General features: G+C 32.3%; 24 protein-coding genes. 11 read left to right on the top strand and 13 right to left on the bottom strand.

The window, feature by feature from the left end; genetic code table 11:
- Positions 1-215 precede the first annotated feature (215 nt).
- The 6 genes from ACNQGB_RS08595 to ACNQGB_RS08570 are packed head-to-tail and all read right to left on the bottom strand — an operon-like array spanning position 216 to position 6,271.
- Complete coding sequence (locus ACNQGB_RS08595; protein ID WP_417943458.1) at positions 216-1,688, bottom strand: oligosaccharide flippase family protein; 1,473 nt, start codon at positions 1,686-1,688, stop codon at positions 216-218.
- 40 nt (positions 1,689-1,728) lie between these two features.
- The gene (locus ACNQGB_RS08590; RefSeq protein ID WP_417943459.1) at positions 1,729-3,018 is read right to left on the bottom strand and encodes a glycosyltransferase family 4 protein; all 1,290 of its coding nucleotides are present in this window, start codon (positions 3,016-3,018) and stop codon (positions 1,729-1,731) included.
- Positions 3,019-3,020: 2 nt separating this feature from the next.
- A complete protein-coding gene (locus ACNQGB_RS08585; RefSeq protein ID WP_417943460.1) occupies positions 3,021-3,248 on the bottom strand; it encodes a hypothetical protein in 228 nt (75 codons plus the stop codon).
- Positions 3,249-3,294: 46 nt separating this feature from the next.
- The gene (locus ACNQGB_RS08580; RefSeq protein WP_417943461.1) at positions 3,295-3,468 is read right to left on the bottom strand and encodes a hypothetical protein; all 174 of its coding nucleotides are present in this window, start codon (positions 3,466-3,468) and stop codon (positions 3,295-3,297) included.
- 58 nt (positions 3,469-3,526) lie between these two features.
- Entirely contained in the window at positions 3,527-5,941 is a 2,415-nt protein-coding gene (locus ACNQGB_RS08575) for a YfhO family protein (protein WP_417943462.1), read from the bottom strand.
- 48 nt (positions 5,942-5,989) lie between these two features.
- Positions 5,990-6,271: a DUF4834 family protein gene (locus tag ACNQGB_RS08570; protein WP_417943463.1), complete on the bottom strand. Its 282-nt coding sequence runs from the start codon at positions 6,269-6,271 to the stop codon at positions 5,990-5,992.
- Between the two features lie 136 nt (positions 6,272-6,407).
- On the opposite strand from ACNQGB_RS08570, the gene ACNQGB_RS08565 reads away from it, so the two are divergent.
- Together ACNQGB_RS08565 and ACNQGB_RS08560 are read left to right on the top strand one after the other, a co-directional pair.
- Positions 6,408-7,349 carry a transporter gene (locus ACNQGB_RS08565; RefSeq protein WP_417943464.1) on the top strand — a complete coding sequence of 314 codons (942 nt, stop codon included), beginning with the start codon at positions 6,408-6,410 and terminating at the stop codon, positions 7,347-7,349.
- Positions 7,349-8,467 carry a GTP cyclohydrolase gene (locus tag ACNQGB_RS08560; protein WP_417943465.1) on the top strand — a complete coding sequence of 373 codons (1,119 nt, stop codon included), beginning with the start codon at positions 7,349-7,351 and terminating at the stop codon, positions 8,465-8,467. The genes ACNQGB_RS08565 and ACNQGB_RS08560 overlap by 1 nt, the downstream gene beginning before the upstream one ends.
- Positions 8,468-8,542: 75 nt before the next feature.
- On the opposite strand, the gene ACNQGB_RS08555 is transcribed toward ACNQGB_RS08560, so the two are convergent.
- From ACNQGB_RS08555 to ACNQGB_RS08540, 4 genes are all read right to left on the bottom strand, one after another.
- Complete coding sequence (locus tag ACNQGB_RS08555) at positions 8,543-11,167, bottom strand: hypothetical protein (RefSeq protein ID WP_417943466.1); 2,625 nt, start codon at positions 11,165-11,167, stop codon at positions 8,543-8,545.
- 10 nt (positions 11,168-11,177) lie between these two features.
- Positions 11,178-11,930 carry a GLPGLI family protein gene (locus ACNQGB_RS08550; protein ID WP_417943467.1) on the bottom strand — a complete coding sequence of 251 codons (753 nt, stop codon included), beginning with the start codon at positions 11,928-11,930 and terminating at the stop codon, positions 11,178-11,180.
- Positions 11,931-12,064: 134 nt separating this feature from the next.
- Entirely contained in the window at positions 12,065-12,523 is a 459-nt protein-coding gene (locus tag ACNQGB_RS08545) for a hypothetical protein (RefSeq protein WP_417943468.1), read from the bottom strand.
- Positions 12,524-12,634: 111 nt separating this feature from the next.
- Complete coding sequence (locus tag ACNQGB_RS08540; RefSeq protein WP_472777099.1) at positions 12,635-13,897, bottom strand: aminotransferase class I/II-fold pyridoxal phosphate-dependent enzyme; 1,263 nt, start codon at positions 13,895-13,897, stop codon at positions 12,635-12,637.
- A gap of 267 nt (positions 13,898-14,164) precedes the next feature.
- Here ACNQGB_RS08540 and ACNQGB_RS08535 point away from each other — a divergent pair, with 267 nt between their 5' ends.
- The 4 genes from ACNQGB_RS08535 to ACNQGB_RS08520 all read left to right on the top strand — a co-directional run bounded on the left by ACNQGB_RS08535 (position 14,165) and on the right by ACNQGB_RS08520 (position 18,616).
- Positions 14,165-14,929, top strand: coding sequence for an NYN domain-containing protein (locus ACNQGB_RS08535; RefSeq protein ID WP_309755000.1), 765 nt, complete (start codon positions 14,165-14,167; stop codon positions 14,927-14,929).
- Positions 14,930-15,045: 116 nt separating this feature from the next.
- Positions 15,046-15,624, top strand: coding sequence for a non-canonical purine NTP diphosphatase (locus ACNQGB_RS08530; RefSeq protein WP_417946075.1), 579 nt, complete (start codon positions 15,046-15,048; stop codon positions 15,622-15,624).
- A gap of 205 nt (positions 15,625-15,829) precedes the next feature.
- Positions 15,830-17,764: a DEAD/DEAH box helicase gene (locus tag ACNQGB_RS08525; protein ID WP_417946077.1), complete on the top strand. Its 1,935-nt coding sequence runs from the start codon at positions 15,830-15,832 to the stop codon at positions 17,762-17,764.
- 84 nt (positions 17,765-17,848) lie between these two features.
- Complete coding sequence (locus tag ACNQGB_RS08520) at positions 17,849-18,616, top strand: carboxypeptidase-like regulatory domain-containing protein (RefSeq protein ID WP_309755009.1); 768 nt, start codon at positions 17,849-17,851, stop codon at positions 18,614-18,616.
- A 333-nt stretch (positions 18,617-18,949) separates the two neighbouring features.
- Here ACNQGB_RS08520 and ACNQGB_RS08515 read toward each other — a convergent pair whose 3' ends face one another.
- Positions 18,950-20,413 carry an aminoacyl-histidine dipeptidase gene (locus ACNQGB_RS08515; protein ID WP_417946078.1) on the bottom strand — a complete coding sequence of 488 codons (1,464 nt, stop codon included), beginning with the start codon at positions 20,411-20,413 and terminating at the stop codon, positions 18,950-18,952.
- A 110-nt stretch (positions 20,414-20,523) separates the two neighbouring features.
- On the opposite strand from ACNQGB_RS08515, the gene ACNQGB_RS08510 reads away from it, so the two are divergent.
- Entirely contained in the window at positions 20,524-21,585 is a 1,062-nt protein-coding gene (locus tag ACNQGB_RS08510; RefSeq protein WP_417946080.1) for a DUF3810 domain-containing protein, read from the top strand.
- A 220-nt stretch (positions 21,586-21,805) separates the two neighbouring features.
- Here ACNQGB_RS08510 and ACNQGB_RS08505 read toward each other — a convergent pair whose 3' ends face one another.
- Positions 21,806-23,110, bottom strand: coding sequence for an NAD(P)/FAD-dependent oxidoreductase (locus ACNQGB_RS08505; RefSeq protein ID WP_417946082.1), 1,305 nt, complete (start codon positions 23,108-23,110; stop codon positions 21,806-21,808).
- A 196-nt stretch (positions 23,111-23,306) separates the two neighbouring features.
- Between ACNQGB_RS08505 and ACNQGB_RS08500 the strand changes: the two genes are divergently transcribed.
- The 4 genes from ACNQGB_RS08500 to ACNQGB_RS08485 all read left to right on the top strand — a co-directional run bounded on the left by ACNQGB_RS08500 (position 23,307) and on the right by ACNQGB_RS08485 (position 25,186).
- Positions 23,307-23,735 (top strand): hypothetical protein, encoded by a 429-nt coding sequence (locus tag ACNQGB_RS08500; protein ID WP_417946083.1) that lies wholly within the window; start codon positions 23,307-23,309, stop codon positions 23,733-23,735.
- Positions 23,736-23,913: 178 nt separating this feature from the next.
- Complete coding sequence (locus tag ACNQGB_RS08495) at positions 23,914-24,057, top strand: hypothetical protein (RefSeq protein ID WP_417946084.1); 144 nt, start codon at positions 23,914-23,916, stop codon at positions 24,055-24,057.
- Complete coding sequence (locus ACNQGB_RS08490; protein ID WP_309758835.1) at positions 24,054-24,557, top strand: RNA polymerase sigma factor; 504 nt, start codon at positions 24,054-24,056, stop codon at positions 24,555-24,557. The genes ACNQGB_RS08495 and ACNQGB_RS08490 overlap by 4 nt, the downstream gene beginning before the upstream one ends.
- Complete coding sequence (locus ACNQGB_RS08485; RefSeq protein ID WP_417946087.1) at positions 24,554-25,186, top strand: hypothetical protein; 633 nt, start codon at positions 24,554-24,556, stop codon at positions 25,184-25,186. Before ACNQGB_RS08490 ends, ACNQGB_RS08485 begins: the two co-directional genes overlap by 4 nt.
- 64 nt (positions 25,187-25,250) lie before the next feature.
- Here the strand turns inward: ACNQGB_RS08485 and ACNQGB_RS08480 are convergent, their stop codons facing one another.
- The gene (locus tag ACNQGB_RS08480; protein WP_417946089.1) at positions 25,251-26,060 is read right to left on the bottom strand and encodes a lysophospholipid acyltransferase family protein; all 810 of its coding nucleotides are present in this window, start codon (positions 26,058-26,060) and stop codon (positions 25,251-25,253) included.
- Between the last annotated feature and the right edge of the window lie 77 nt (positions 26,061-26,137).

The following is a 26,137-nucleotide window of genomic DNA, read 5'->3' as shown; positions in this document are numbered from 1 at the left end:
TTCCATACAAATTTATTTTAAAGGACCTATTTACAGTTATACAATAATTAATTAAACTTACATTATTCACAGATAAGCAAGGCTAGTATCAAACTTTTTAGAATAGAAAACAGTATTTTTTTCAAATAAATTCTTCAAATCCCTCTTTGATATAGACGGGAAAAAGTTCCTTTTAAAAATTAGATTTAAGAAGTACTTAAAGTAAAGATCAAAAATTATAGTTTGAGCTTCAATTTTTTCAAAACAACATCTAAAACTTGATTGATTTCGATTGAGATTACAAATTTGTAATTGATGTAAACATATAAAAGTGTAACCAAAATTGATTTGAAACTAATACTGATTATTGGGGTAAAAGGAAATTCCCAAAAATAAAAAGCAATAAATAATATAAAAGTAACCACAAGAGAAGTTACCGTTTGTTTTGTAAATGGATACAAGTGCAAACGCTTTACCACAAAAAGTAATTTAGCCAAACTGTATATTGTAATCGATAATAGAGTAGCAAAAGCAGAACCAATTATACCATAAATAGGAATAAATATTGCATTCAGGACAACAGCTATGACAACTAAAAGTACTCCAAGAAACAAAACTGTTTTATAATATTTAGTATTAAAAATGATAGCATTATTATTGCCTAATATCAATTCAAAATATTTAGATAACCCAATCATGAATACAACCATTATTCCTTCTTTATAGTCATGCAATTGAGGCATATCGTACAATTTATTAATATTGACAAAAATACCCAACATAACCAAACCGCCCACAACTTGAAGATTAATGGATGTTTTTTTGTACAAATCATTTAGCTCTTGCTGCTTATTTTCGTGCATTAATCGAGCTGTTATTGGATAAACGATTTGGTGCATGGCGCGACTGGGAACTGAAATTACCAATGCGATGAATGTTGCTATCGAATAAAAAGCAATATTATCAATAACCATATATTGGTTAAGCATAATTTTATCTCCATCCAATAGTAAATTGGCAACACTACCAGACAGAATAATATAAAAAGTATACGTTAATATTTCTTTTGTATTTGCTGGTATGACAAACTGAAAAGCTGGTTTTTGTATGCTAAATGCGTAGAACATTGTCACTAGTAATGCCAAGAAATACAAACCGGCTGTTGCGTAAACAAACCCTTCAACGGTGAGTATATCATAATAAACAGCAATTAATAATAACAATGAAAATAACCGCAACCCAACTTCTTTTACAAAATTACCAAAAACAGAGTGCATGTGAACCCGCAACCAAGCATAAAAAATTTCAAAATATGCCATGCACAAACCAATAAATGGTATAAGCCAGATAAAGCTTTTTACAATTGGATTCTTTTTTGACAAGAAGAATAATATTTCATCGTAAAAGAAAAGTCCAATGATCAACATCGGAATTATTAATAACAAAGGGAATAAAACTGTAAAGGATAAAAAACGAGACTTTTCTTCCTCTGTCTGGTATTGAGAATAAAATTTAACTAGTGTATTTTGCATCCCAATTGCAAATAATGGCATAATCACATTTGCGCAAGAGGTAATGTAATTCGTTAATCCGTAAAAAGTAGCCCCAAGAAAAACAGGATACAAATAAATAGTATTTACACCACCAATTCCAAATCCAATATAGGTAATTACGGTATTCTTTAAGGACTGATTTAATACTATTCCCATTTTATTTTATTGCGAGGCACGAAGCTAACTCACTTTTATATTATATTTTGTTTATTACTTCGACCAATTCTCTGGTAAGATTTTTTCTGGAATATTTTTGTAATCCAACCCCATTTGAATGCAATTTACCTTCCAAAAACTGCTTGTAAAAGTCCAAAATTACACTTTTAAGTTTCATTTTTTCTGAATAATCAAAAAATATACCCGTATTGGTCTCGGCTATGATTTCGGCAAAATCAGAACCATTAGGACCAATCGCAATTATCGGCCGGTTTGACACCATATATTCGAATAATTTTCCAGGGATAATGCTTTTGGTTTCAGGAGAATCAATTTCGATAAGCAACAAAACCTGCGATTTCCTTTGGTGCGCAATCGCCTCTGCATGCGAAACATAACCCATATTATTCAAATAGGAATGTAACCCAACTTGAGTAATCGTTTGCAAAACTTCCTGACTTACAGCACCAATTAATTTTATTTCTAAATGGGATTTAAAATCTGGAATTTCAGCAGTCAATTCAGCTAAGCTTTCCCATAAAATTAAAGGATTTCTCTCTGAAAGAAAAGAACCAATATGCGCCAATGTAAATTTAGAATCTAACGGTTGTTTCGCCACTTCTTCCATATCGTAGCCATTAGTTATTACCGCAATTGGTTTATTTGTAATCGCTTGAAATTCTGCTTTCGTTGTTTTACTCGTCACGATAATGGTATCCGCTGTATTCAAAACCTGATGCTCCAGTACTTTGTGCTTTTTATCCGCATAATGAGACAATCGTAAGGATTTATGATAGCCAATAGTCGTCCACGGATCTCTAAAATCGGCAAACCATTTCAAATCTAATTTTTGCTTTAATTCTAGTCCAATGAGGTGCAAACTGTGAGGAGGTCCCGAGGTAACGATAGTGTCAATATTATTTTCAACAATGTATTTCTCCAAAAAAGCCACCGATGGTTTTACCCAAAAAACACGAGCATCCGGAATAAATAGATTGCCTCGAATCCAGAGTAACGTTTTATCAAGAAAGCTTTGCTTTTTCTGATTGGGAATAATCCCGGAATTCATCTTTTTAGTTTTATTCTTCGAAAGAAATGAAGCTATTTGATACGGTTCAAAAATCTTTTGTTTTAAAATAATGGCTTGCTCAGAAACGTCCTGAACTAAATTTTGATCCACAATAGGATACGTAGGATTCTCTGGAATATAAACGATCGGCTGAACGCCAAATTCAGGCAAGTACTTAACGAATTTTAACCAACGCTGCACACCCGGTCCGCCAGCGGGTGGCCAATAATAAGTAATAATAAGGATTTTTTTTGGGGCCAATGTTAGGATTTTGCTGTCATTAATTTTAAATCCATAAAAAACAACTTACTGTTTTTATGTAATCCTCTTGAAATAAAAAATAAAGCTGGTAATGAAGGTATTAATAATAAAAATCTAAATTTATCCGGATTAATGAAGTACAGAGTTACTAAAACTCCAATTATAACTCCTAAAAAAAAGAGCAAAAATAAAATATGCTGAAACGATTTTAAACCGAATAATTCTTTCATAATTTTAATAATTTTTTGTTATTTAGTTTTTCCAACTCTTTAATATTTATTTGATATTAAGTCTGTTGTTCGCCTTTTTTGCCAATTTTAATACGTGAGAAAGTTCAATTATTGCAATGAGTTTTTCAAAACGTTGTTGATAGCTCAATTGTTTTACTTCTTCAATATATCTTTCATCCTTAACTGCTGGATGTTCGTGATTTAATTTTACTTTACCCATTTCATTTCAAATTTAGAATCTATTAAAAAATTTATTGGATTAAATTTACAAATAAATATTAGACAGCTAACGCGTTTTTCTTCCTTTCAAAATAAATTCCAGCCACTAATACTAATACTATTAGAATCGAACTAATCAGTGTAATAACACCACCCGTTTTTATTACTTGCGGCTCAAATTTGAATTCTATGTTGTGTTTTCCCGCAGGAATTTGCAAGCCTCTTAACACATAATCCGCTCTGATATGCGCTGCGCTTTTACCGTCAATGTAAGCATTCCAACCTTTTCCATAATACATTTCAGAAAATATGGCTAATCCTTCTTTTGTATTTTCCGATGTATATTTCAAATAATTAGGCTTGTATGTCGCTAAAGTTATAGTTGCTAAACTGTCTTTGGCGAAAGCCGTATTTTTTATTTTAAACTCTTTTTGATTTATTATTGCAACGTTTTTAGAATCTAAACTATCCAAGGCTTTCATCTCTTCATCAGCAGAATTTACTACTTTTACTTTGCTCACGAACCATGCGTTTCCATTCACATCTGGATTAGCAACTGGAAATTCTCTACCTTCTTTGTCTTTTTGAATTAGATATTTTACATTCAGTAAATTAAGAATCTCAACATTGTTTTTACTGATTTGGTAATCAATTAATTGCTGTACTCTTCGTGGTCGTACCGCACTATAACCACCAATAGATTTATGAAAATAAGAAGCTCTCGCTCCCATGATATCGCCAACTTCAAAAACACGGTAATTTGAAGTATCTTTTAGTATTTCAGTATCTGCTGGCGACTCTTGAAAAGGAACCTCAACCTGACTACGACTTACAAAATCCTTTCCCGAAACATATTTTTTATCTACAAAAAACAAATCGGAAACCATCAAAAGTCCCACAATTAGTATCGCTGTGTTTTGAGCGAATCTTTCTTTTATTGACAACCATAATACCAATGCCGTTGTAAGGATAAAAAATCCTGAACGCAATAAATCAGCACTAAACAAACTCATTCGATCCAGTTTTAAGGCATTGACAAAATCAGGACCATACATTTCCTGGTAACTCGCATCATTCCCACCAGTAAAACTGAACATGCTTTTGCACAAAAACAAAATCACAATAATACCTAAGCTTAAAATTACCGACTCATACAACGCTTTCCACTGTAATTTTTTGTCTAATTGAAAGTATGACTGCAATCCCATAATAGCCAAAACTGGAAAACATAATTCAAGCACCACCTGAATCGAAGAAACGGCTCTGAATTTATCATACATGGGAACGTAATCGATAAAGAAGTTCGTTAAAATAGGGAAATTTTTACCCCAAGATAACATTAAGGCTACAATCGAACCGGCAAGAAATACATATTTAATCTTTCGTTTATCAATAAACAAAGCTATAATCGCCAGGAAGAAAACTACAATTCCAATGTATGCAGGAGCAGCGACAATAGGTTGATCTCCCCAATAGGTTGGCATTCCAGACACAAAATCAGTTGCCTGATCCTCAGGAACTCCCTGCCCTATCATGAATTCATACATATTACTGTCTTTGCCAACTGCTTCATTATTTGAACCCCCAAAAAGTCGAGGTGCAATAAGATTGAAGCTTTCCATAACGCCATAACTGTACTCCGTAATGTAGTCTTTAGACATAGATGAACTTGTCTCGTTTTTTGAACCGTTTGGATTGAATGTAAGTTCACTTTTGCCACGAATACTAAAATCAGCATATTCAGTGGTAGCCATTAAATTGGTAGCATTGGCACCAATAGCTAAAATTCCAGCAGCTGCTAATATCCCAAAAGATAACAACAGGGACTTATATTCCTTTTCTTTTATAAAATTATAACAAAAATAAATAGAAAGAATCAATAGAAAAATCAGTAGGTAATACGTCATTTGGAAGTGATTCGCATTAATTTCTAATGCAGCCGCAAAAAGCGTAACTAATCCTCCCAAAATGTATTTTTTTTGAAATACCAGAATAAAACCAGCAATAACCAGTGGCATATACGCAATAGCATGTGCCTTTGCATTATGACCCACACCAAGAATAATTATTAAATAGGTAGATAAACCAAAGGCTATTGCCCCAAAAAATGCTTTTAATGGATCTATTTTTAACACCAACATCAATCCATAAAACCCAATAAAATACAAGAATAAATAATCAGCAGGACGCGGTAAAAAACGTAACATATCATCTATTGCACCAATATAATCGTGTGGGTATTTCGCTCCCAATTGATAAGTAGGCATTCCTCCAAATGCTGAGTTTGTCCAGTAGGGTTCAAGATCATTAGTAGCTCTAAAATCATTTTGTTCTTTGGCCATCCCAGTGTACTGAACAATATCCGATTGGAAAATTTGCTTTCCTTGCAATACAGGATAAAAATAAAGAATAGAAATTAGTACAAAACCCAATATGGCTGCCGCGTGTGGATAAAATTTATTTAATATTTTCAATGTAAAATGGTTTGAATTAGAGTAAATACAATGCTAAAAACGACAAACTTAATCTATTTCTTCGTAATCAACATAATCACCCACTTTTTTGGTTTCGCGAGGATTTTTGGCATTAGCCGTATTATAAAGCACCTCATCCTTTGTTTGTGTCTTTTTCCAGGAAGCATCTTGCGCCTGTTGTTGTTGCTTTTGCATATTTTCACCTGCTTTTTCAACTACTTTTTTTACCAATAATGGCAGAAACAGTTTTGCTAAAAATCTGAAAATATAATAGAAAGCAATCATATAAAAAAGTGCTTTTATAAAACCCGTAAATGATGCTATTTGCATATTAATATATTTTTTTTCAAAATTAATAAATCCATATTGAAACTTCGAGACAAAATTAAAATATCATTCTTAAATAAATGATAAAATATAGTACATTTGAAATGCGTTATTACTTTTCAATCCAAAAAAAATTACTATGTTTAAAATAAAAATCTTGCTTATCGCCTTTATTTTATTACAACCAAGTATGCATTATGGTCAACATACAGACGAAATAAACTCTAATAGACCTGGAGAAACCATGTCAGCTTACTCTGTAGGTAAATCAGTAATCCAAATAGAAACAGGCGTTTATGGCATCAAACAGAAACATAGTTTATTGAATTATAATTCAAATGGCTTTGGTATCGATGCCACTTTACGATGGGGTTTATTCCTAGAAAATCTAGAATTGATCGCTGATATTCAATACCAAAACGAGACCTACAATGAGTTGTTCAGCAGTACCAAAATTGCAGACTTCAAACAAACCGTTTTTGGAGCAAAATATTTAATCTATGATCCTTTTAAGAATTATGAAAAAAAAATAAATATTCATAGTTGGAAAGCTAATAGAAAATTCAGTTGGCGCCAATTAGTACCAGCGGTTTCTTTGTTTGCAGGAGCTAATTTTACGATGGCGGAAAACCCGTATTCTTTTTCTCCAGAATCCAGCATATCACCAAAAATTATCTTGATAACTCAAAACCATTTGGGTGATGGAAAATGGGTTTTTGTAACAAATATCATTGCCGATTATGTTGGAACCGATTTTCCTAGTTATGGCTACGTACTAACATTAACTCGTGGGTTTAATGACAAATGGTCTGGATTTGTAGAAAATCAAGGGTTTAAAAGTGATTTTTATAGTGATGCAATTGTTCGTGGTGGTGCCGCGTATTTATTAAACAAAGACATGCAAATTGACGCTTCAATTAGTACAAGTTTGAAAACGACGCCTTCTATAGTGTATGGAGGCATTGGTTTTTCCTGGCGTTATGATGCTAAGTACAAAGAAGTGAGAATAAACATTGACAATAACGATAAAAATACGGGGTCTAAAGCAGAAAAAAGAGCCAAAAAGACAAAAAAAGGATAATGATTACAATAAAAGAAGCCGTTACCAAAAGTGAATTAACAGATTATATTAAGTTTCCATTCACACTATATAAAAATAATAAGTATTGGGTACCACCCATTATTGCAGATGAGCTGGAAACCTTTGATAAAACCAAAAATCCGGCTTTTGAAAATGCCGAAGCCTATTTTTACATCGCATACAAAAACAATGAAATTGTTGGTCGGATTGCAGCGATTATTAATTGGGGTGAGGTAAATGATCAAAAAAAACGCAAAACTCGTTTTGGTTGGTTTGATGTAATTGACGATATTGAAGTAACAAAAGCACTACTGGAAAAAGTATACGAACTAGGACGAAAAAACAATTTAGACCATGTTGAAGGACCTATGGGTTTTTCAAATTTAGATAAAGTAGGAGTCCTAACAGAAGGTTTTGAGGAAATTGGAACCATGATTACGTGGTACAATCATCCGTATTATGCCCGCCATTTTGAGCAATTGGGATTTAATGTTGAAAAAGAATATTTAGAGAGTAAATTCCCTTTTGAAAACGTAAAACTGGAGTTTTTTGAAAAAGCAAACGACTTGGTAAAAAGAAGGTATCAATTAAATCCGCTCAATTTTAAAACTACCAAAGAAGTAATGCCCCACGTTGATAAAATGTTTGATTTATTTAACAAATCATATGCCTCATTATCCTCGTTTGTAGCGATCACCGATACTCAAAAAGAATATTTTAAGAAAAAATACATCAGCTTTATCAATCCTGAATTCATAAAGTTTGTTGAAGATAAAGACCATAACATTGTAGCGTTTAGTATTGTAATGCCTGATTTTGCTCAAGCTTTACAAAAATCTAAAGGTAAATTGTTTCCTTTCGGATTTTTACATTTGCTAAAAGCAAAAAGACAAAGTAAAAATGTACTTTTTTACCTTATTGGTGTATTGCCCGAATACCAGAACAAAGCTGTAACCGCAGTCCTTTTTAAAGAGTGTTACGAAACATTTAAAGATAAAGGCATACTCAACTGTTATAGAACACCAGAATTAGCAAACAACTTGGCTATTCAAAATTTATGGAAACATTTTGATCCTGTTGTTCATAAACGAAGATGTACTTTCATCAAGAGTTTATAAAAAATACGGTTTAAGAAATTCTTGACTCAGATGATTGTAAATTTATTATAAATCAGACTTATTAGGTTTTTCTATTTAAAACTTATAAAAAATCGTTACTAATAAATTTTGAGGCCTTATGAAAAAAGTTGTCTCACTCGAAATAAATTCTGTATTGTTTTGAATACTATATTTGTCTCTATTTAAGATATTAGACCACTTTAATTCATATGTAAATTTAGACTTTGGATTTTTATAGTTTAAAAAGGCATCTAGATAATGGTTTCTATTCTTGTTAAGATTTCTAAACTGTATAAACTCGTTTGAAAGTCTAAGCGATAATTTTTCTGTAAAATTAACGTCAAAGTTGTATTTACTAGAATAAAAAAACACTTGGTTTTTAAACCCTGTGTTTTTATTTTTATTGGTGTTTTTTTGAAAAGAATATTCGGAAGTAAAACCAATAGTTTTAAAAAATTTAGGGTTAAAGTTTAATCGAATTTCTTGATTTTTGTTTTCAAAAGGAATTAAAATATTATTATTAAGCTGATTTTGAGCAACTACATTGTAGTTAATATTTATTTTGAAATTTGATTTTAATCTAAAAAAGTACTTCGAAATGCCAAGAGCAACTTTTGTTTTTTTGCTATAGTTTTCAAATAAAATATATTCAAATCTATTTGATGACGAAGAAAAAATATTAGATCCTATAAAATTTGCTCGGTTAAAAGTTTTTTCAAAATCTAAATTTATAAAAAGAAGTTTAGATGTGCGCTGCAAAACAAGTCTTGAAGCTATTTTATGACTATCCGTTTGAAAATAATCTAATTGATTTCTGTAAAAACTTCGAAAATTTTGTAAATAATAATTATCATAATTATCAAGAACATTTCTCGGAACATTATTAAAAGAATATTCGATATTGAACATGTTTTCTCTACCAAATTTTTGTTCCACTTCGGTTTGAAATACCTTTGAGAATACATTTTTGTTACTTAACGAAATGAAGTTATAAAAAGTTGGTGCAAAAGACGATTCCCATTTAAGTTGTTCTTTTTTTAAAGTTATTCTTGCTAAAACAGATGTTTTACTAAATATGGTTTTGTTTTGATTGAAATATTCTGGCAATACAGACTTATCACCACTGTTTTGAGTAAGTGATAAGTCTGTATTGTTGTCTCTATTCGAGAATATATTTGAAAATTCTGATTGGAATTTCCATAAATTTTTAGTGTAACTAAAATTTGCCGCATTTTTAAAAAAGAAAATTCTATTATTAATAATTTGATTTGTAGCAAGATAGTCTACATTGTTGTTTAAGAAATTTGGGAAAATACCTTTTTTTATGATTAATTCGTCTTTAAGACTTCCAACATATAAATATGAATTTAAATTAAAAAGCGTATTTACTATTGTTTTTAAAACATTAAATTTATTTGTAAACTGGAACAAATGGTTCTTAAGATCTTGCGTGTTACTTGCATTGTTTAGTTCAGAATAACTTTTCTCCTTGTATAATTCTGCTTTAAAATCGTTAGTCCAATAAATAGTATTTGTGTTTTTTCTAACAGTACTATTTTGAATAAAGTAACTGCCTTTTTTTGAAAAACTATTATTTTCAACAAAACCAATTGCTGTATCAACATTATTGAAAGTTGTAGAATTATTTACTTGATATGGGTTAAAATCATTATAAAAAATAGAATTAGTTTTAAAATCCACATCATTATTCAATTTAAAGGATGTATTTGTACTAGCTGCAAATATTCTATTTTCAAATCTATTTTTACTCAACGGAGGCAATGAGGTATTCGATGCTGAGAGTATATTTTCTCTAAAATTTAAATCAAACTTAGTAAAAAGATCACTAAATTCTGTACTAGCAAACATAGTATTAAGATCTTGTCCGACATTATTAAATTTCAATATATTAACGACCTTTATTTTTTTGGAAATAAGTGTATTGAAGTAATTCATTTTGTAAAGATTCGGAATACCTAGTCCTAAATCTAAATTATGAATCCACGTATTTTTATAGTCTGATTTTAATGTTATGTTGAGCGCTGCATTTTTTGGAATTACCTTTCCTTGTAATAATTTAATAGGTTGATTATTTTCGAGTATTTGTATTTCGTCAATAATCTCCGTGTTAAAATTTTGTGTTGCAATTTTATAATTTTTAGATAAAATATCATCACCCTCGATATAAAAATTAGACAATGACATACCTTGGTACTTGATGGTTCCACTACCATCAATTTCTAATCCGGGTATATTTCTTAAAGCATCTTCTAATTTACGATCGTTAAGATTAGCAAAATCTTTCAATTTATACTTAATGGAATCACCTTGTTTACGAACAAGAAGATCTCTTTTTACAACAACTTCATCTAAAATTCTTGGCTTTTCGGAGAGTTTGAATTCATAAAAAAGTTGATTATGAAGTAGTTGCAAAGTAATAGTTTCGTAACGTAAGCTTTTTACAAGAATTTCATGATTTGTAAAAAAGTTTTTTTGAATTTCAAAACTAAAAACACCTTTTTCATTAGTTTTTGTAAACTTTTTTATAGTGCTATTATCTTTTTGAACAATGTATAAAAAAACATCGTTCGCTGGTATGTCTAAGTAACTAACTTTACCAGTTATCGTAACATTTTGTGCAAAAGTTACACTAAAAAAAAATAAAAAAAAGATAAAGAATAAACTATAAAACAATTTCATTATCAACTGATTATTGTAATTCAATTGGATTATTTATTTTCTTCTTAATTTTTGGAACTGGTGCATATTGTTCTCCATTTTTGGTCACCGTAAAATTAGTATTAATTTGACTCGTATAGTTATCATTAATTTCAGCAAATTTTTCTTTGGTAACCTCTTCATAACATAATGGTTCTTCAATTATATTGTCAACTTGTGCAGTACTGATTTTTATAGCGCTAAATTCTACATCTCCCGTTTTATCAACAACAGACAAAATGGCTCCAGGTAAACCATTAAATTTCCATGGACCAAATGATACAGGAATATCAGAGGTAAACCAAGCTTCGTAATCTCTACCTCTAAAAGTAGTGATTGCTTTTTGACAACTATAGTTTAAAATTTGTTTTTTATCTTCTAGAATAGTCCAATCTTGTAGTATAGTATCTTTTACTAAATAGCTACTATTTTTATACTCAAATGAGTTATAAATTTGTTTTTGTAAATCTATAATTATAAAATCATTGGGTTTAATTTGATTTTTTTCATTTTTAAATTCAGAATTTTGATCACCCAATTGCTCCGCAATTTGAAGACTTCTATTATACTTGTTAAGATCATAAGCGAAAGTTTTGCTTGGTGTAAAAAACATTCTAAATTGTGCTTTTCTAATTTTAGCTTTATCAACTAAATCTACTTTATGAATGTATTGATAATCAATATAACCATCCGCTTTCTGAGAAAAAATAAGGTTTGAAAATAAAAAAATGAAAAAATATTTCATAAAAATAAAATTAAAAAGGCTGCCTTGAATTGTATGACAGCCTTCTGTTTAAAATTAATATTAAATTGAATTTTATAAACTTGAATTTAGCAACTACTAAATTTCATCAGCCTACACAATTCTATCAATTTCAATTATTGCTCACAATCTACTTTTGCTAGTACGACACCATCACCAAATTTTAACTTTTTTAGGTCTTTATAAGTTACTTTTCCATTGGGATCAGTAATTATGTCTCCGAAACCTTCTACATACGTATTCCCTTTTTTTATAAAAACAACTTGGCGTAAAGAGGAAACTCCCTCCGACATAAAAGTGTAATCGGCAATAAGAGTATCACCTTGCAGTTTTCCTATCACAGTACCTTCATTTTTATCTTTCTCGAAAAATCGATAACACAAGTTGCCAACAACAGTTGAATCTTTATCGATTTTCAAATCCATCGACACCGTATCTTTACTCTTAATTGAAGAATAGCATTCTGATGTTGCTTCTGAAACTACTTCTTTTACTACCACTGGACTCGCATCTTTTTCTTTTTTACAGGAAATAAAAAAACTCACAAAAACGACTGCTACTATTACTTTTCTCATAATTTTAAAATTTAAGTTATTGAAATATACTATTAATTTTTGAATCAATACAAAAAAAATCCATCAACTTAAGCTGATGGAAATATTTTAAACTAATAAAATCTGTCAAAACTAGGCGTCTAAATCAACCGTTGTTCTGCTTGCTATTTCTTTGTAAGTACCATTTTCTAATTTTTCACGAATTGCTTCAAAAGCAGTAAGTGTTTCATTTACATCTGATAAAGTATGTGATGTAGTAGGAATCATTCTCAATAAAATAATACCTTTTGGAATTACTGGATAGATTACTATCGACAAGAAAATACCATAATTTTCTCTTAAATCATTCACCATAATCATTGCCTCTGGCACACTGCCTTCTAGATAAACTGGTGTAACACAAGTATTGGTATCCCCAATATTAAAGTTACGCTCTCTTAATCCGTTTTGTAGTGCATTTACATTTTCCCACAATTTATCTTTTAATTCTGGGTGATTACGCAACAACTCCAAACGTTTCAACGAACCAATGGTTTGAATCATGGGTAAAGCTTTGGCAAACATTTGAGAACGTAAATTGTATTTTAAATAATCAATAATATCTTTATCAGCAGCCACAAAAGCGCCAATGTTAGCCATCGACTTTGCAAAAGTAGAAAAGTAAACATCAATACCATCTTGACAATCTTGCTCCTCACCTGCTCCAGCTCCTGTTTTTCCTAAGGTTCCAAAACCGTGTGCATCATCAACTAATAAACGAAAATTGTATTTTTCTTTTAAAGCTACAACTTCCTTCAATTTTCCTTGTTGCCCGCGCATTCCAAAAACCCCTTCTGTGATGAATAATATTCCACCGCCTGTTTCAGTAGCCATTTTTGTAGCACGCTGCAGATTTTTTTCCATACTTTCAAGATCATTGTGCTTGTAGGTATATCTTTTTCCACTGTGTAAACGCACTCCATCAATTATGCAAGCATGGGCATCAACATCATAAACAATTATATCATTACGGGTTACTAATGCATCAATAGTAGACATAATTCCTTGGTATCCAAAATTCAATAAATACGCTGATTCTTTCATTACGAAAGCAGCCAATTCATTCTCTAATTGCTCATGATATTTAGTATGTCCGCTCATCATTCGCGCTCCCATTGGGTAAGCAGCTCCATATTGAATAGCAGCATCAGTATCTGCTTGACGCACTTCTGGATGATTAGCTAGACCTAAATAGTCATTCAAACTCCAATTCAAAATATCTTTTCCACCAAACTGCATTCTTGGTCCCAACTCACCTTCTAATTTTGGAAAAACAAAATACCCTTCAGCTTGTGAAGCCCATTTCCCCAAAGGACCTTTATTGTTTTGAATTCTTTCGAATAAATCTTTTACCATAATATGTAGAGTAATAATTTTAATTTTAAGAAGTTGCAAAAATAATTATTTAAATTTTATAAAGGACTTGAAAATAAATTTATTTTTCAAGCAATCTAATCAAACGAAAATTCAAAAATTTCAAACCCAAAAATTTAAACAAAGTACTACTAAAAGTCTAAGATTTCATTTTTTATAGTGCAGTTTTGAACAAATCAAATGCTAAACATGCCAAGCATAATACAATAAACTTTGTATATTTGACTTACTAAAATAAATTTTAAATTTATGTCTAACAATACAAAGGAATTAAAATTAGCCGTCCTTATTGATGCCGACAACGTTCCCTATAGCAATGTAAAAGGAATGATGGAAGAGATTGCTAAGTTTGGCACTCCCACAACCAAACGTATTTATGCAGACTGGACCAAACCAAATGCAGGAGGCTGGAAAAGCGTATTACTCGAGCACGCCATTACACCCATACAGCAATACAGTTATACGGTAGGCAAAAATTCATCCGATTCCGCCATGATTATTGACGCTATGGATTTATTATACTCAGATAAAGTAGATGGCTTTTGTATTGTTTCTAGTGATTCTGATTTTACTCGTTTAGCAATCAGACTTCGTGAATCTGGAATGAAAGTAATTGGAATTGGCGAACAAAAAACACCAAATTCGTTCATTGTTGCCTGTGACCGATTTGTTTATATCGAAGTTTTAGATGGAGCAATAAAAAAGAAAGAACCAAAAAGAACAGCAACTGATGCTAAAAAGGCCACACCAAAAAGCCTTAATAAAATAGATTTACAAACGATAGAACTCATAGAATCTACAATTGAAGATATTGGTGATGATAGTGGCTGGGCTTTTCTTGGAGATGTAGGAAATCTAATTGTTAAGAAAAAACCAGAATTTGATCCACGAAACTATGGATTTTCGAAATTGACACCCATGTTAAAATCGTTAACTGACATTCTAGAAATAGACGAGAGAGATTCTGATAAAAAAGGAATAAAACACGTTTACGTGAGATTGCGATTTAGTTAGACAATGCCAGTTATCTCAATCAGCAGCTGTTGCTGACTGATCGTATCAAATTCAACAACCAGTGTTAAATGAAAATTACAAGTCATACCATTTCAATCCAATAAACAAATAAAACCATGCAACTCGTTTTCGCTTCAAATAACAAAGATAAGATCATTGAATTACAAAGTATGCTTCCTGCGAACATAACCATTAGAAGTCTTGAAAGTATTGGTTTTTTTGAAGATATCCCCGAAACTTCTGATACTATTGAAGGGAATGCGATTCTAAAAGCAAATTATGTAACTGAAAAATATGGTTATGACTGTTTTGCCGATGATACTGGACTTGAAATCGATGCTCTAAAAGGCGAACCAGGAGTATACTCTGCGAGGTATGCAGGAGAACGACGCAATGCCGACGATAACATGAATAAAGTATTAGAGAACTTAACTGATATAAACAATAGGAAAGCACAATTCAAAACCGTAATAGCACTAAACATAGACGGGAAACAGCATCTTTTTACAGGAATTGCTCCTGGAGAAATAACTTTAGAAAAAATAGGGAATCAGGGCTTTGGTTATGATCCCATTTTTAGACCTCTACAATACCAAGAGACTTTTGCACAATTATCGTTAGACATTAAAAATAAAATCAGCCACAGGGGAAAAGCTACGCAACAGTTAATTGATTTTTTAAAATTAAATAGATAAACAACAATCAATACAAAATTTTGATAACAAAAAAACAACTTTAGTAACACTATTTTAGACTAAAATTTTAAATCAAAATAAACAATTCTTAAATAAAAAATATAACTTTCTGACAATCAAATGATAATAAATTATTAAATCTTAAAATAGCATTAGTTTATATCGATTATTAACAGTAATTTTGCACCCTATTTTAAAAATACATATGAATAAATTTGAACAATTAGGATTGAGTGAATCGTTACTGAAGGCGATTTTAGATCTAGGATTTGAAAATCCGACCGAAGTACAGGAGAAAGCGATTCCCCTATTATTGGAAAAAGACACAGATATGGTTGCGTTGGCTCAGACAGGGACAGGGAAAACGGCAGCATTTGGTTTTCCAGTTATTCAGAAAATTGATGCCAACAACAGGAATACACAAGCATTAATTTTATCTCCAACACGCGAACTTTGTTTGCAGATTACCAACGAAATTAAAAACTACTCCAAATACGAAAAAGGTATTAATGTGGTTGCAGTTTACGGTGGTGCTAGCATTACAGAACAAGCGAGAGACATAAAGAGAGGCGCGCAAATTATTGTGGCAACTCCAGGAAGAATGCAAGACATGATTAATAGAGGATTAGTAAACATCTCTCAAATCAGCTTTTGCATCCTTGACGAAGCTGACGAAATGTTGAACATGGGTTTTTACGAAGATATCGTAAACATCCTATCGACTACGCCAGACGAAAAAAACACATGGTTATTCTCTGCAACAATGCCTGCTGAAGTAGCACGTATTGGGAAACAATTCATGAAAGATCCAATTGAAATTACAGTTGGAACTAAAAATTCAGGTTCAGCTACCGTATCTCACGAATTTTACTTAGTAAATGCTCGTGACCGTTATGAAGCTTTGAAACGTCTAGCCGATTCGAATCCAGACATTTTCTCAGTAGTTTTTTGTAGAACTAAACGTGATACACAAGCTGTTGCCGAAAAATTAATTGAAGATGGATACAGCGCTGCTGCCTTGCATGGAGATTTATCTCAGGCGCAACGTGATGGTGTAATGAAATCTTTTAGAGGTAGACAAATCCAAATGCTTGTTGCAACTGATGTAGCGGCTCGTGGAATTGATGTTGACAATATTACTCACGTAGTAAATTACCAACTTCCTGACGAAATTGAAACGTACAATCACCGTTCTGGTCGTACGGGACGAGCAGGAAAATTGGGGACATCAATAGTAATTGTAACAAAAAGTGAATTGCGTAAGATTTCTTCAATAGAAAGAATTATCAAACAAAAATTCGAAGAAAAAACAATCCCATCTGGAATTGAAATCTGTGAAATCCAATTGTTGCACTTAGCAACTAAAATTAAAGACACAGAGGTTGATCACGAAATTGACACATACCTTCCTGCAATTAACAGTGTACTTGAAGATTTATCGAAAGAAGAATTAATCAAGAAAATGGTATCGGTTGAATTTAATCGTTTTATCAATTACTATAAGAAAAACAGAGATATCTCTAATCAAACTTCAGGTTCTGAAAGACGTGAACGTGATGACAGAGATGGTGCTCCAAGAGAAAACAACAATGGTGGTGCGACGAGATATTTTGTAAACATAGGTTCAAGAGATAACTTTGATTGGATGTCATTGAAAGATTACTTGAAAGAAACATTAGACTTAGGTCGTGATGACGTTTTCAAAGTAGATGTAAAAGAAGGTTTCTCTTTCTTTAACACTGATCCAGAACATACCGATAAAGTAATGGAAATATTGAACAACGTACAATTAGAAGGACGTAGAATCAATGTTGAAATTTCTAAAAATGACGGTGGTGGAAGACGTGACCATAATGGAAGAAGCTCAGGTGGAAGTTTTGGAGGCGGAAGAAGTGCAACTCCAAGAAGAGAAGGAAGCTTTGCTCCAAGACGTGAAGGTTCTGGTGGAGGATTTAGAAGCGACAGAAGTTCATCAGCACCAAGAGAAGGTGGTTTTGGACCAAGAAGCTCATCAGCTCCAAGAAGAGAAGGTGGTTTTACATCAGACAGACCAAGAACAGAAGGTTCATCTGATAGAGCACCAAGACGTTCAGAAAACTTTGGTGACACACCAAGACCAAGAAGACCAAGAAGAGACTAACGTTTAGTTAATTTTCTTATAATTATACTGGAACTACAAAATATTTAATCTTGATTTATTACTTTTAAAGTCTTAAATTAATGTATGAAATATTTTGTAGTTTTTTTATTTTTACTGTTGTCCATAACAGTACATGCCCAAATTCAAGAAGCGTCCCATAAAGTTGACGGTTTGATTTTAAGCAATACAACAAAGCAACCGTTATCTAGTGTTAATATCATAAATGTGAATAAGGTACGCGGTGCTACTACCAATTCTAATGGGTATTTTGAAATCGATGTACAAGTAAATGACACCCTGCACATTACCAGCCTTGGTTTTCAATCTTTGCGGGTACGCGTGACAAACGACTGGATAAAAAACAAAAGCACCAAAATTCAACTTACTGAAAAAGCTATTGCGCTGGAAGAAGTAGTAATTAGACCTTTTAATCTTACCGGTTATCTTGAAGTAGACACTAAAATAATCCCTGTGAAAGAAAACTATCGCTACAGTATTTCTGGTTTGACGCAAGGGTATGAAGCGGGTGCATATTCGCCCAATGCCTTTGGAAAAGTTCTTGGCTCCATCTTTAATCCGGCAGATATGTTGTATAATTTTTTTGGTAACAAGCCAAAAGAACTAAAGAAACTTAAAGAAATGAAGAAGGATGACACAGTCCGTAATCTTCTGGAATCAAAATTTGACAGGGAAACGATTGCCGTACTTTTAGGTATTGACAAAAATGAAATACCTGAAATTTTGCAACGTTGCAACTACTCTGAATCGTTCATAAAAACAGCAAATGATCTTCAAATCATGGACGCAATAAGCGGATGTTATGAAGAATACAAAGTACTGAAAAAGAAATAAATACAAAAAATTGTATGTTACGAAACCCTCAATTCCGAAAGCAGTTGGGGATTTTTTAAGATAATATTTAAAAACAAATCAAAAATATTATTTATATTTACTTAGATCAAAAGTTAAACAAAACTAAAAACCAATATCATGGCAAAAAGTCAAGACGCTAAAAAAACAGCAAAAAAAGAACCGTTAAAAACGGCTAAAGAAAAAAAAGAAGAAAAAAGAGATAAAAAGAACAGTCCTAAAAGAGACTAAAAATTAGTGTTCAGTATTCAAATTATAGTGTTCAGTTTCGCTTGTTACTGAACACTATTTTTTTTTGATACTGAACACTGAATACTATTTCACTGGAATATTAGCTAAAATCTCTAATACAAATTTCCAGAATTTCTGAGAAGAAGAAATACTTGCTCTTTCATCAGGGGAATGTGCACCGTGAATCGTTGGTCCAAAAGAAATCATGTCCATTTCTGGATAATTCGTTCCTAGAATTCCACATTCTAATCCTGCGTGACACGCCACTACTTTTGGTTTTTCGCCGTTTTGTTTTTCATAAATTGGCACTAAAACATCTAAAATCTCTGAATTAGAATTTGGTGTCCAACCCGGATAGGAACCCGAAAATTCCACTTCGCAGCCCATTAATTCAAAAGCAGAACGCAACCCATTAGCCAAATCAAATTTTGAAGTTTCAACCGAAGAACGTGTTAAACATTGTACTGAAAGTTGTCCTTCGCCAACAATTACTTTTGCAATATTGTTTGATGTTTCCACCAAATTATCAAAATCAGCACTCATTCTATAAACGCCATTATGAGCTGTGTACATTGCTCTTACAAAGTAAAACTGCGCAATTGAAGGCATTACTTTAGCAGGAGTTGCATCCATTTTTTCAAAAACTACCTCTAAAGATGGTTCTGTTGTTTTTAACTCCGTTTTGATTTCGTTTACAATTTGCTGCATGTCAAAAACAAAAGCTTCATCATACACTTCGGCAATAATTACTTTTGCCTGACTTTCTCTCGGAATAGCATTGCGTAAACTCCCACCTTTTATTTCCGAAATTTGCAAACCAAAATTATCAAAACCATCAAATAACAAGCGGTTCATAATTTTACTGGCATTACCCAAGCCTTTGTGAATATCCATTCCGGAATGGCCGCCTTTCAAGCCTTTTACAGTAATCGTATATCCTACAGATCCTTCTGGCGTTTCCTCTTCATCATACTCTGCAGTTGCTGTCACATCAATTCCTCCAGCACAACCAATATCGATTTCATCATCTTCTTCCGTATCCATATTCAAAAGAATTTGACCTTGCAGGATTCCTCCTTTTAAGTTCAATGCACCCGTCATTCCGGTCTCTTCATCAATAGTAAACAAAGCTTCTATCGCAGGATGCGGAATATTAGTACTTTCTAAAATGGCCATGATAGCCGCAACTCCAAGACCGTTATCAGCACCAAGCGTAGTTCCACGAGCACGAACCCAATCTCCATCTACGTACATCTCGATTCCTTGTGTTTCAAAATCAAATACAGTATCAGAATTTTTTTGATGCACCATATCTAAATGTCCTTGAAGCACAATTGCTTTTCGGTTTTCCATCCCAGCCGTTGCAGGTTTACGGATAATTACATTGCGAATTTCATCTTCAAAAGTTTCTAATCCAAGGCTTTCGCCAAAGTTTTTCATAAACGCAATTACTCGATCTTCTTTTTTAGAAGGTCGCGGTACAGCATTTAAATCGGCAAACTTATTCCAAAGCGCTTTTGGTTCCAGATTTCTTATTTCTTGACTCATTTATTAATATTTGAGGTTTTATAGTTACAAAGCTCAAAGTTACAAAGTTTAAATTCTTTATTGATACTAATTGATATTGTAATTATATTTACAAGACTAAAATTCAACTTGTGCGAACAAAATATATTCTTTCTACCCTACTTTTTGTCCAGATACTACTCCTACAAGTTCTCCCTTATTTTCCGTTACAAGTGGAACAATTTTATAGCAACGGTTTCTATCCAATAGTTTCACGATTTTCCAGATTAATAATAGGTCGTATTCCATTTTCTCTAGGCGATTTAATTTATGTTGTTGTCATCGCCTTCATTTTGAAATGGTTTTGGAAACAACGAAAATCATGGAAATTAGAATGGAAAAGCAATATATTATCGCTGTTAAGTTTTGTTTCGGTATTCTATTTTTTGTTTCATTCGCTGTGGGCTTTGAATTATTACCGCCAACCGCTTTTTGAAAAAATGGAAATTAAAAAAGACTATTCAGATGCTGATTTATTGGCTTTTACCAAAAAGTTAATCACTAAAACAAACGCCATTCAAAAACAACTTGCAAAAAATGATAATTTGAAAGTAGTATTTCCTTACTCCCAAAATCAAGTTTTTAAGATGAATTTAAATGGATACAAAAAACTAGCTAAAGAACATTCGTATTTCACCTACACCCATTTAAGCGTTAAAAAATCACTGATCAGTTTGCCCTTGACCTATATGGGTTTTGGCGGCTATTTGAATCCGTTTACTAATGAAGCACAGGTTAATTATTTGGGCCCAATGTACAGTTTCCCAATGACTGCTAATCATGAAATGGCGCATCAAATGGGTTATGCTAGTGAAAGTGAATGCAATTTTATTGGCTTTCTGGCTTCTGTAAAAAACGATAATTTACACATCCAATATTCAGGTTACAGCATGGCTTTACGGTATTGTTTAAGCAGTTGGCAAGCCAAAGACGAGGCTATTTTTAAACAATTATTAAAAACAGTTCATCCCGGAATTTTAAAAAACTACAAGGAAAGCGAGCAGTTCTGGAAGCAATACGACACGATTATCGATAAAGGTTTCCATGCTTTTTACGACCAATTCCTGAAAGTAAACCAACAAAAAGACGGTATGGAAGGCTACAGCAAATTTGTTAATTTAATGGTGAACTATTATAAGTATAAGGAATTATGAGTACGAGTTTTGGATGTTAGGTTTAAAGTAAAATGACAACCCTTTTACTACTAATTTTTGAGAATGATTTAAAAATTCACAAAGAGATAAAGAGAATTTAGAGCGCTATTTGAATGAGTTAATTTGGTTTTTATCGCATGATAATGCACGTAAAAAGTAAAAGTCGAATGACAAACTACTCAAAAACACTTTCGACATTTGACTTTAAGACTTTCGACAATTACATTTCATCACTTGTAAAAGTTGTAAAACTTTTCTTTTTGTAGGGCCTAATGATTAATCTTCCTTCGCGATCAAAACGAATGTAATTATAGACCCAATTCAGGAATACGACAGCTTTATTTTTGAATCCAATAAGTGAAAATAAATGCACAAACATCCAGACAAACCATGCAAAAACACCACTAAAATGGTATTTTGGCAAATCGACAACCGCTTTATTTCTTCCTATGGTTGCCATAGAACCTTTGTCATTGTATTCAAAAGCTTGCATGGATTTATTTTCAATTAATTTCACTACGTTTTCACCCAATAATTCGCCTTGTTGCATAGCGGGTTGCGCCATCATGGGATGTCCCTGCGGATAAGTTTCAGATTCCATGGAAGCAATGTCTCCTAATGCAAAAATGTTTTTATAGCCTACTACTTGATTGAATTCATTGACACGTATGCGTTCTACTTTTTCAACTAAAGAGTTACCATCCAATCCTGCAACAAGAGCCCCTTGAACGCCTGCTGTCCAGATTACCGTGGCGGTTTCAAAAGTCAAATCGGAATTTGTGGTAATCGTGCGGCCATCATAATTTGTTACACGGACGTTTTTCCACATTTTCACACCCAAACTGGTTAGGAATTCTTCGGCGGCTTGAGAGGATTTCTCGCTCATGGTATTCAGGATTCTGTCGCCACTTTGAATCAAATTTATTTGCATTGTGGCAATATCAAGATCGGGATAATCTTTTTGCAGAATGGCTTTTTTCATTTCAGCCAAAGCTCCTGCAAGCTCAACTCCTGTTGGTCCGCCACCTACGAGAACAAAATTGATGAGACTGTTTTGTTCGGCTACATCGGTAGTTAAAACAGCTTGTTCAAAATTTTCAAGAATCAGACTCCTAATATTGAGCGACTGCGGTATGGTTTTCATGGCCATGCAATTACGCTCAATTTCCTTATTGCCGAAATAATTAGTTTTAGAACCGGTAGCAATAACGAGGTAATCGTAACTTAATTCGCCAATCTCGGCGATTATTTTTTGGTTTTTAGTGTCTATTTCCTGGACATTAGTAAGCCGGAAATAAAATTCATCATATTCTTGAATCACTTTACGGATTGGGTACGCTATGGAACCGGCTTCGAGTCCGCCTGTGGCTACTTGATATAAAAGAGGCTGAAAAGTATGGTAATTGTGTTTGTCTAAAAGCACTACTTGTACTTTTTTATTTTTTAATTTTTTGGCTAATGCAATTCCTGCAAACCCGCCTCCGATAATAACTATTCTAGGTAAAGTTGAATTTGGGATGTTCATTTTTTAAATAATATAATTAATTACAAAGTTAGGGAAGATTAAAGGAATTAGCATACAATCAATTTTGTGTAAGCCAAAGTAAATGAATTGATTACTAAAAAGGCAATAAAAAAAACAAGAAAATATTTGCATTCGATATATTATTACTACTAATTTAGCTATATAATTAATTCTAACTTAAAAAATATTTTCACTTATGAAAAAAAGAATTTCAACTATTGTTGTTTCATTATCAATACTAGTTATGTTAAATAGCTGCGGTGTAATGTTTGGAGGAAGCAAATATGAAGGTACAATTGTTGCTAAAGATTGTCCTAATGCAGAAATTTATGTTGATGGACAAAAAATGGGTAATGGGCAAGTAACCGCATTATTTCCAAGAAGCAAATCATTAAATGTTGAATTGAAAGAAGATGGTTGCGAAACTAAAAAACAAACATTTAATAACGCTTTTAGAACAGGGAATTTTATTCTTAGCGTTTTCTCATTTGGAATATTGGGTATGGGAGTAGATTTAGGAACTGGAGCAGCATACAAACCAGACCACAGAAACAATCCTGCAGTTCAAAAAGTTACTGATAAAAAATACACTTTTAATGTAGATTATTCTGATTGCAAAAAATAACCAATAATCCTTACGATAAAGTCCTTTATGAAATTTTCATAAAGGACTTTTTTTTATAAAACAAAATTTGATACATTCCATTTAAAGAAAAAGTCTTCAGAAAAATACTCGTGTAAAATAGCCACGATGGCAATGGAAATCCTTTATTTTTTTGATTTAAAAAAAAATAAAGATTGTAATGTACAGCGGGACTGGTTTGAATGAAGAAAAAAAAGTTTGTGCTCCTGATGGCTTCGCACCAAGTAAAGATGAATATGAAAATAATCAATTTAGCGTTTACTTTGTAACAAAATCTACTATTGAAATACTAACGTATATATGAGTACGGATCTAGAACAAACTTTTGTTAAGCAGTTGCAAGAAAATCAGAATATAATCCACAAGATTTGTAGGTTATATACTAATGGTGACGATGCACATAAGGATTTGTTTCAGGAAATTACGATTCAATTATGGAAAGCTTTCCCAAAATTTAGAGGCGAAAGTAAATTTTCGACTTGGGCCTATCGAGTCGCGCTGAATACGGCGATTACTTTGTACCGAAAAACCAAACGATCCATAAATACAGTTGAATTTGAAGGTCGACAACATTTCCTGAATGATGTAGAATACGATTATGAAGAGGAAGAACAATTAAAATTAATGTACAAAGCTGTTTACCAGCTGAATGACATTGAAAAGGCGTTAATATTTATGTACCTTGAAGATAAGGATTATCAAGAAATATCAGAAACTTTAGGAATTAGCGAAGTAAATGCAAGAGTGAAAATGAATAGAATAAAAGGGAAATTAAAGAAAATTTTAAATCCAATGGGAATATGAAAGAGCTGGATTTATTAAAAAAAGATTGGCAAAAGAGTGATAATTCTTTTAATCAAATATCGGAAACCGAGATTTATAAAATGATTCATAAAAAATCGTCTTCGATTGTGAAGTGGATTTTGATTATTAGCATTTTGGAAGTTTTATTGTGGACCTGTTTGAGTTTTTGTTTTGACTCAGACGGATATTTAAAAAAGATAGAACAAGCAGAAATTATAACTTTGTTAACTGTTTTGAACTATTTTAATTATGGTGTTGTCCTTGCTTTTATTTACGTATTCTACAAAAATTATATAGCTATAAGTACAACCGTTTCTACAAAACAATTGATGCACGATATCTTAAAGACCCGAAAAACAGTTCAGTATTATGTGTGGTATAATTTAGGAATGATAGTAGTGTATTGTGTCATCGCGTTTACAATTGCTTTTGTTTATAATCCCGAGATGATCGTACTGAAAGATAAAATCGCCACAAATGGAAAAGTCATGGCAATAACAATCGTTGTTTTAGTTATGACAATTCTAATGTTTTTGGGTGTATTCTGGCTGTTTTATAGAATACTGTATGGCATTCTAATGCGCAGATTATACAGTAATTACAAAGAATTAAAGAAAATCGATCTTTAGTATAAAAAAAAGTCTTAAAATTCAAAATGATTGAATTTTAAGACTTTTTTTTAGAATTATATTTTTAATACTCCCATTTTCTTAATTTATTCAATTCCTCTTGTTCTTTAATTTCTTCAGCTGGAATAACTTTTAGAAATGAAGCATGTTGCTCTATTGCATATTCTACTTTTTCTACAATTTCTTCAATGGTATCGTTATCGTAATCAATGTCCAGCGGTTCTTTAATGATAAAAGATTGTAGAATTCCTTTCTTCTTCATGCGTAGTCCTTTTTTATCAAACGAACGGCGAAAACCATCGATAACAATTGGGACAACAATAGGACGATGCTGTTTTATAATATGCGCTGTTCCCTTACGAACCGGCTTAAAAGACTTAGTCGTTCCTTGCGGAAATGTAATAACCCATCCATCTGCCAACGCAATTTTGATATTCTCCGTATCGTTTGGATTGATATCTTTTTTCTCCTTGACATCAACACCTTTGGCGCGCCAAGTCCGTTCTACTGAAATCGCGCCTGCGTATGCCAAAATACGTGGCAAAAATCCAGCTTGCATCGTTTCCTTAGCGGCTACATAATAAATATTCATTTTAGGTTGCCACAAATAGCAAACATTCTTGATAGTATCATCGCGACCACTTAAGCTTGCATTAAAAACATGAAACATCGCAACAACATCAGCAAAATAAGTTTGATGATTGGAAATAAAAAGTACATTAGTTTCTGGTAAATTTCTAATTATCTCCGAACCCTCGATTTGCAATTCATTAAATCCTCTATACCGTCTGTGCGTTACAACTCCGAAGATTCGGATGAGCCATTTTTTTATAAATAATAGGTGTCCGAAAGGATTTCTCTTCAACAATCCCATAAAATTGTGTGTTTTTTTGTGAATTTGGTCTACAAATCTACGAAAATTATATTTGAAGTTTAGGACTCAATCATAAC

This window comes from Flavobacterium frigidum (assembly GCF_048286795.2).
The sequence above is the reverse complement of the archived record's forward strand: the minus strand, read 5'-3'. Positions and strand labels throughout refer to the sequence as shown.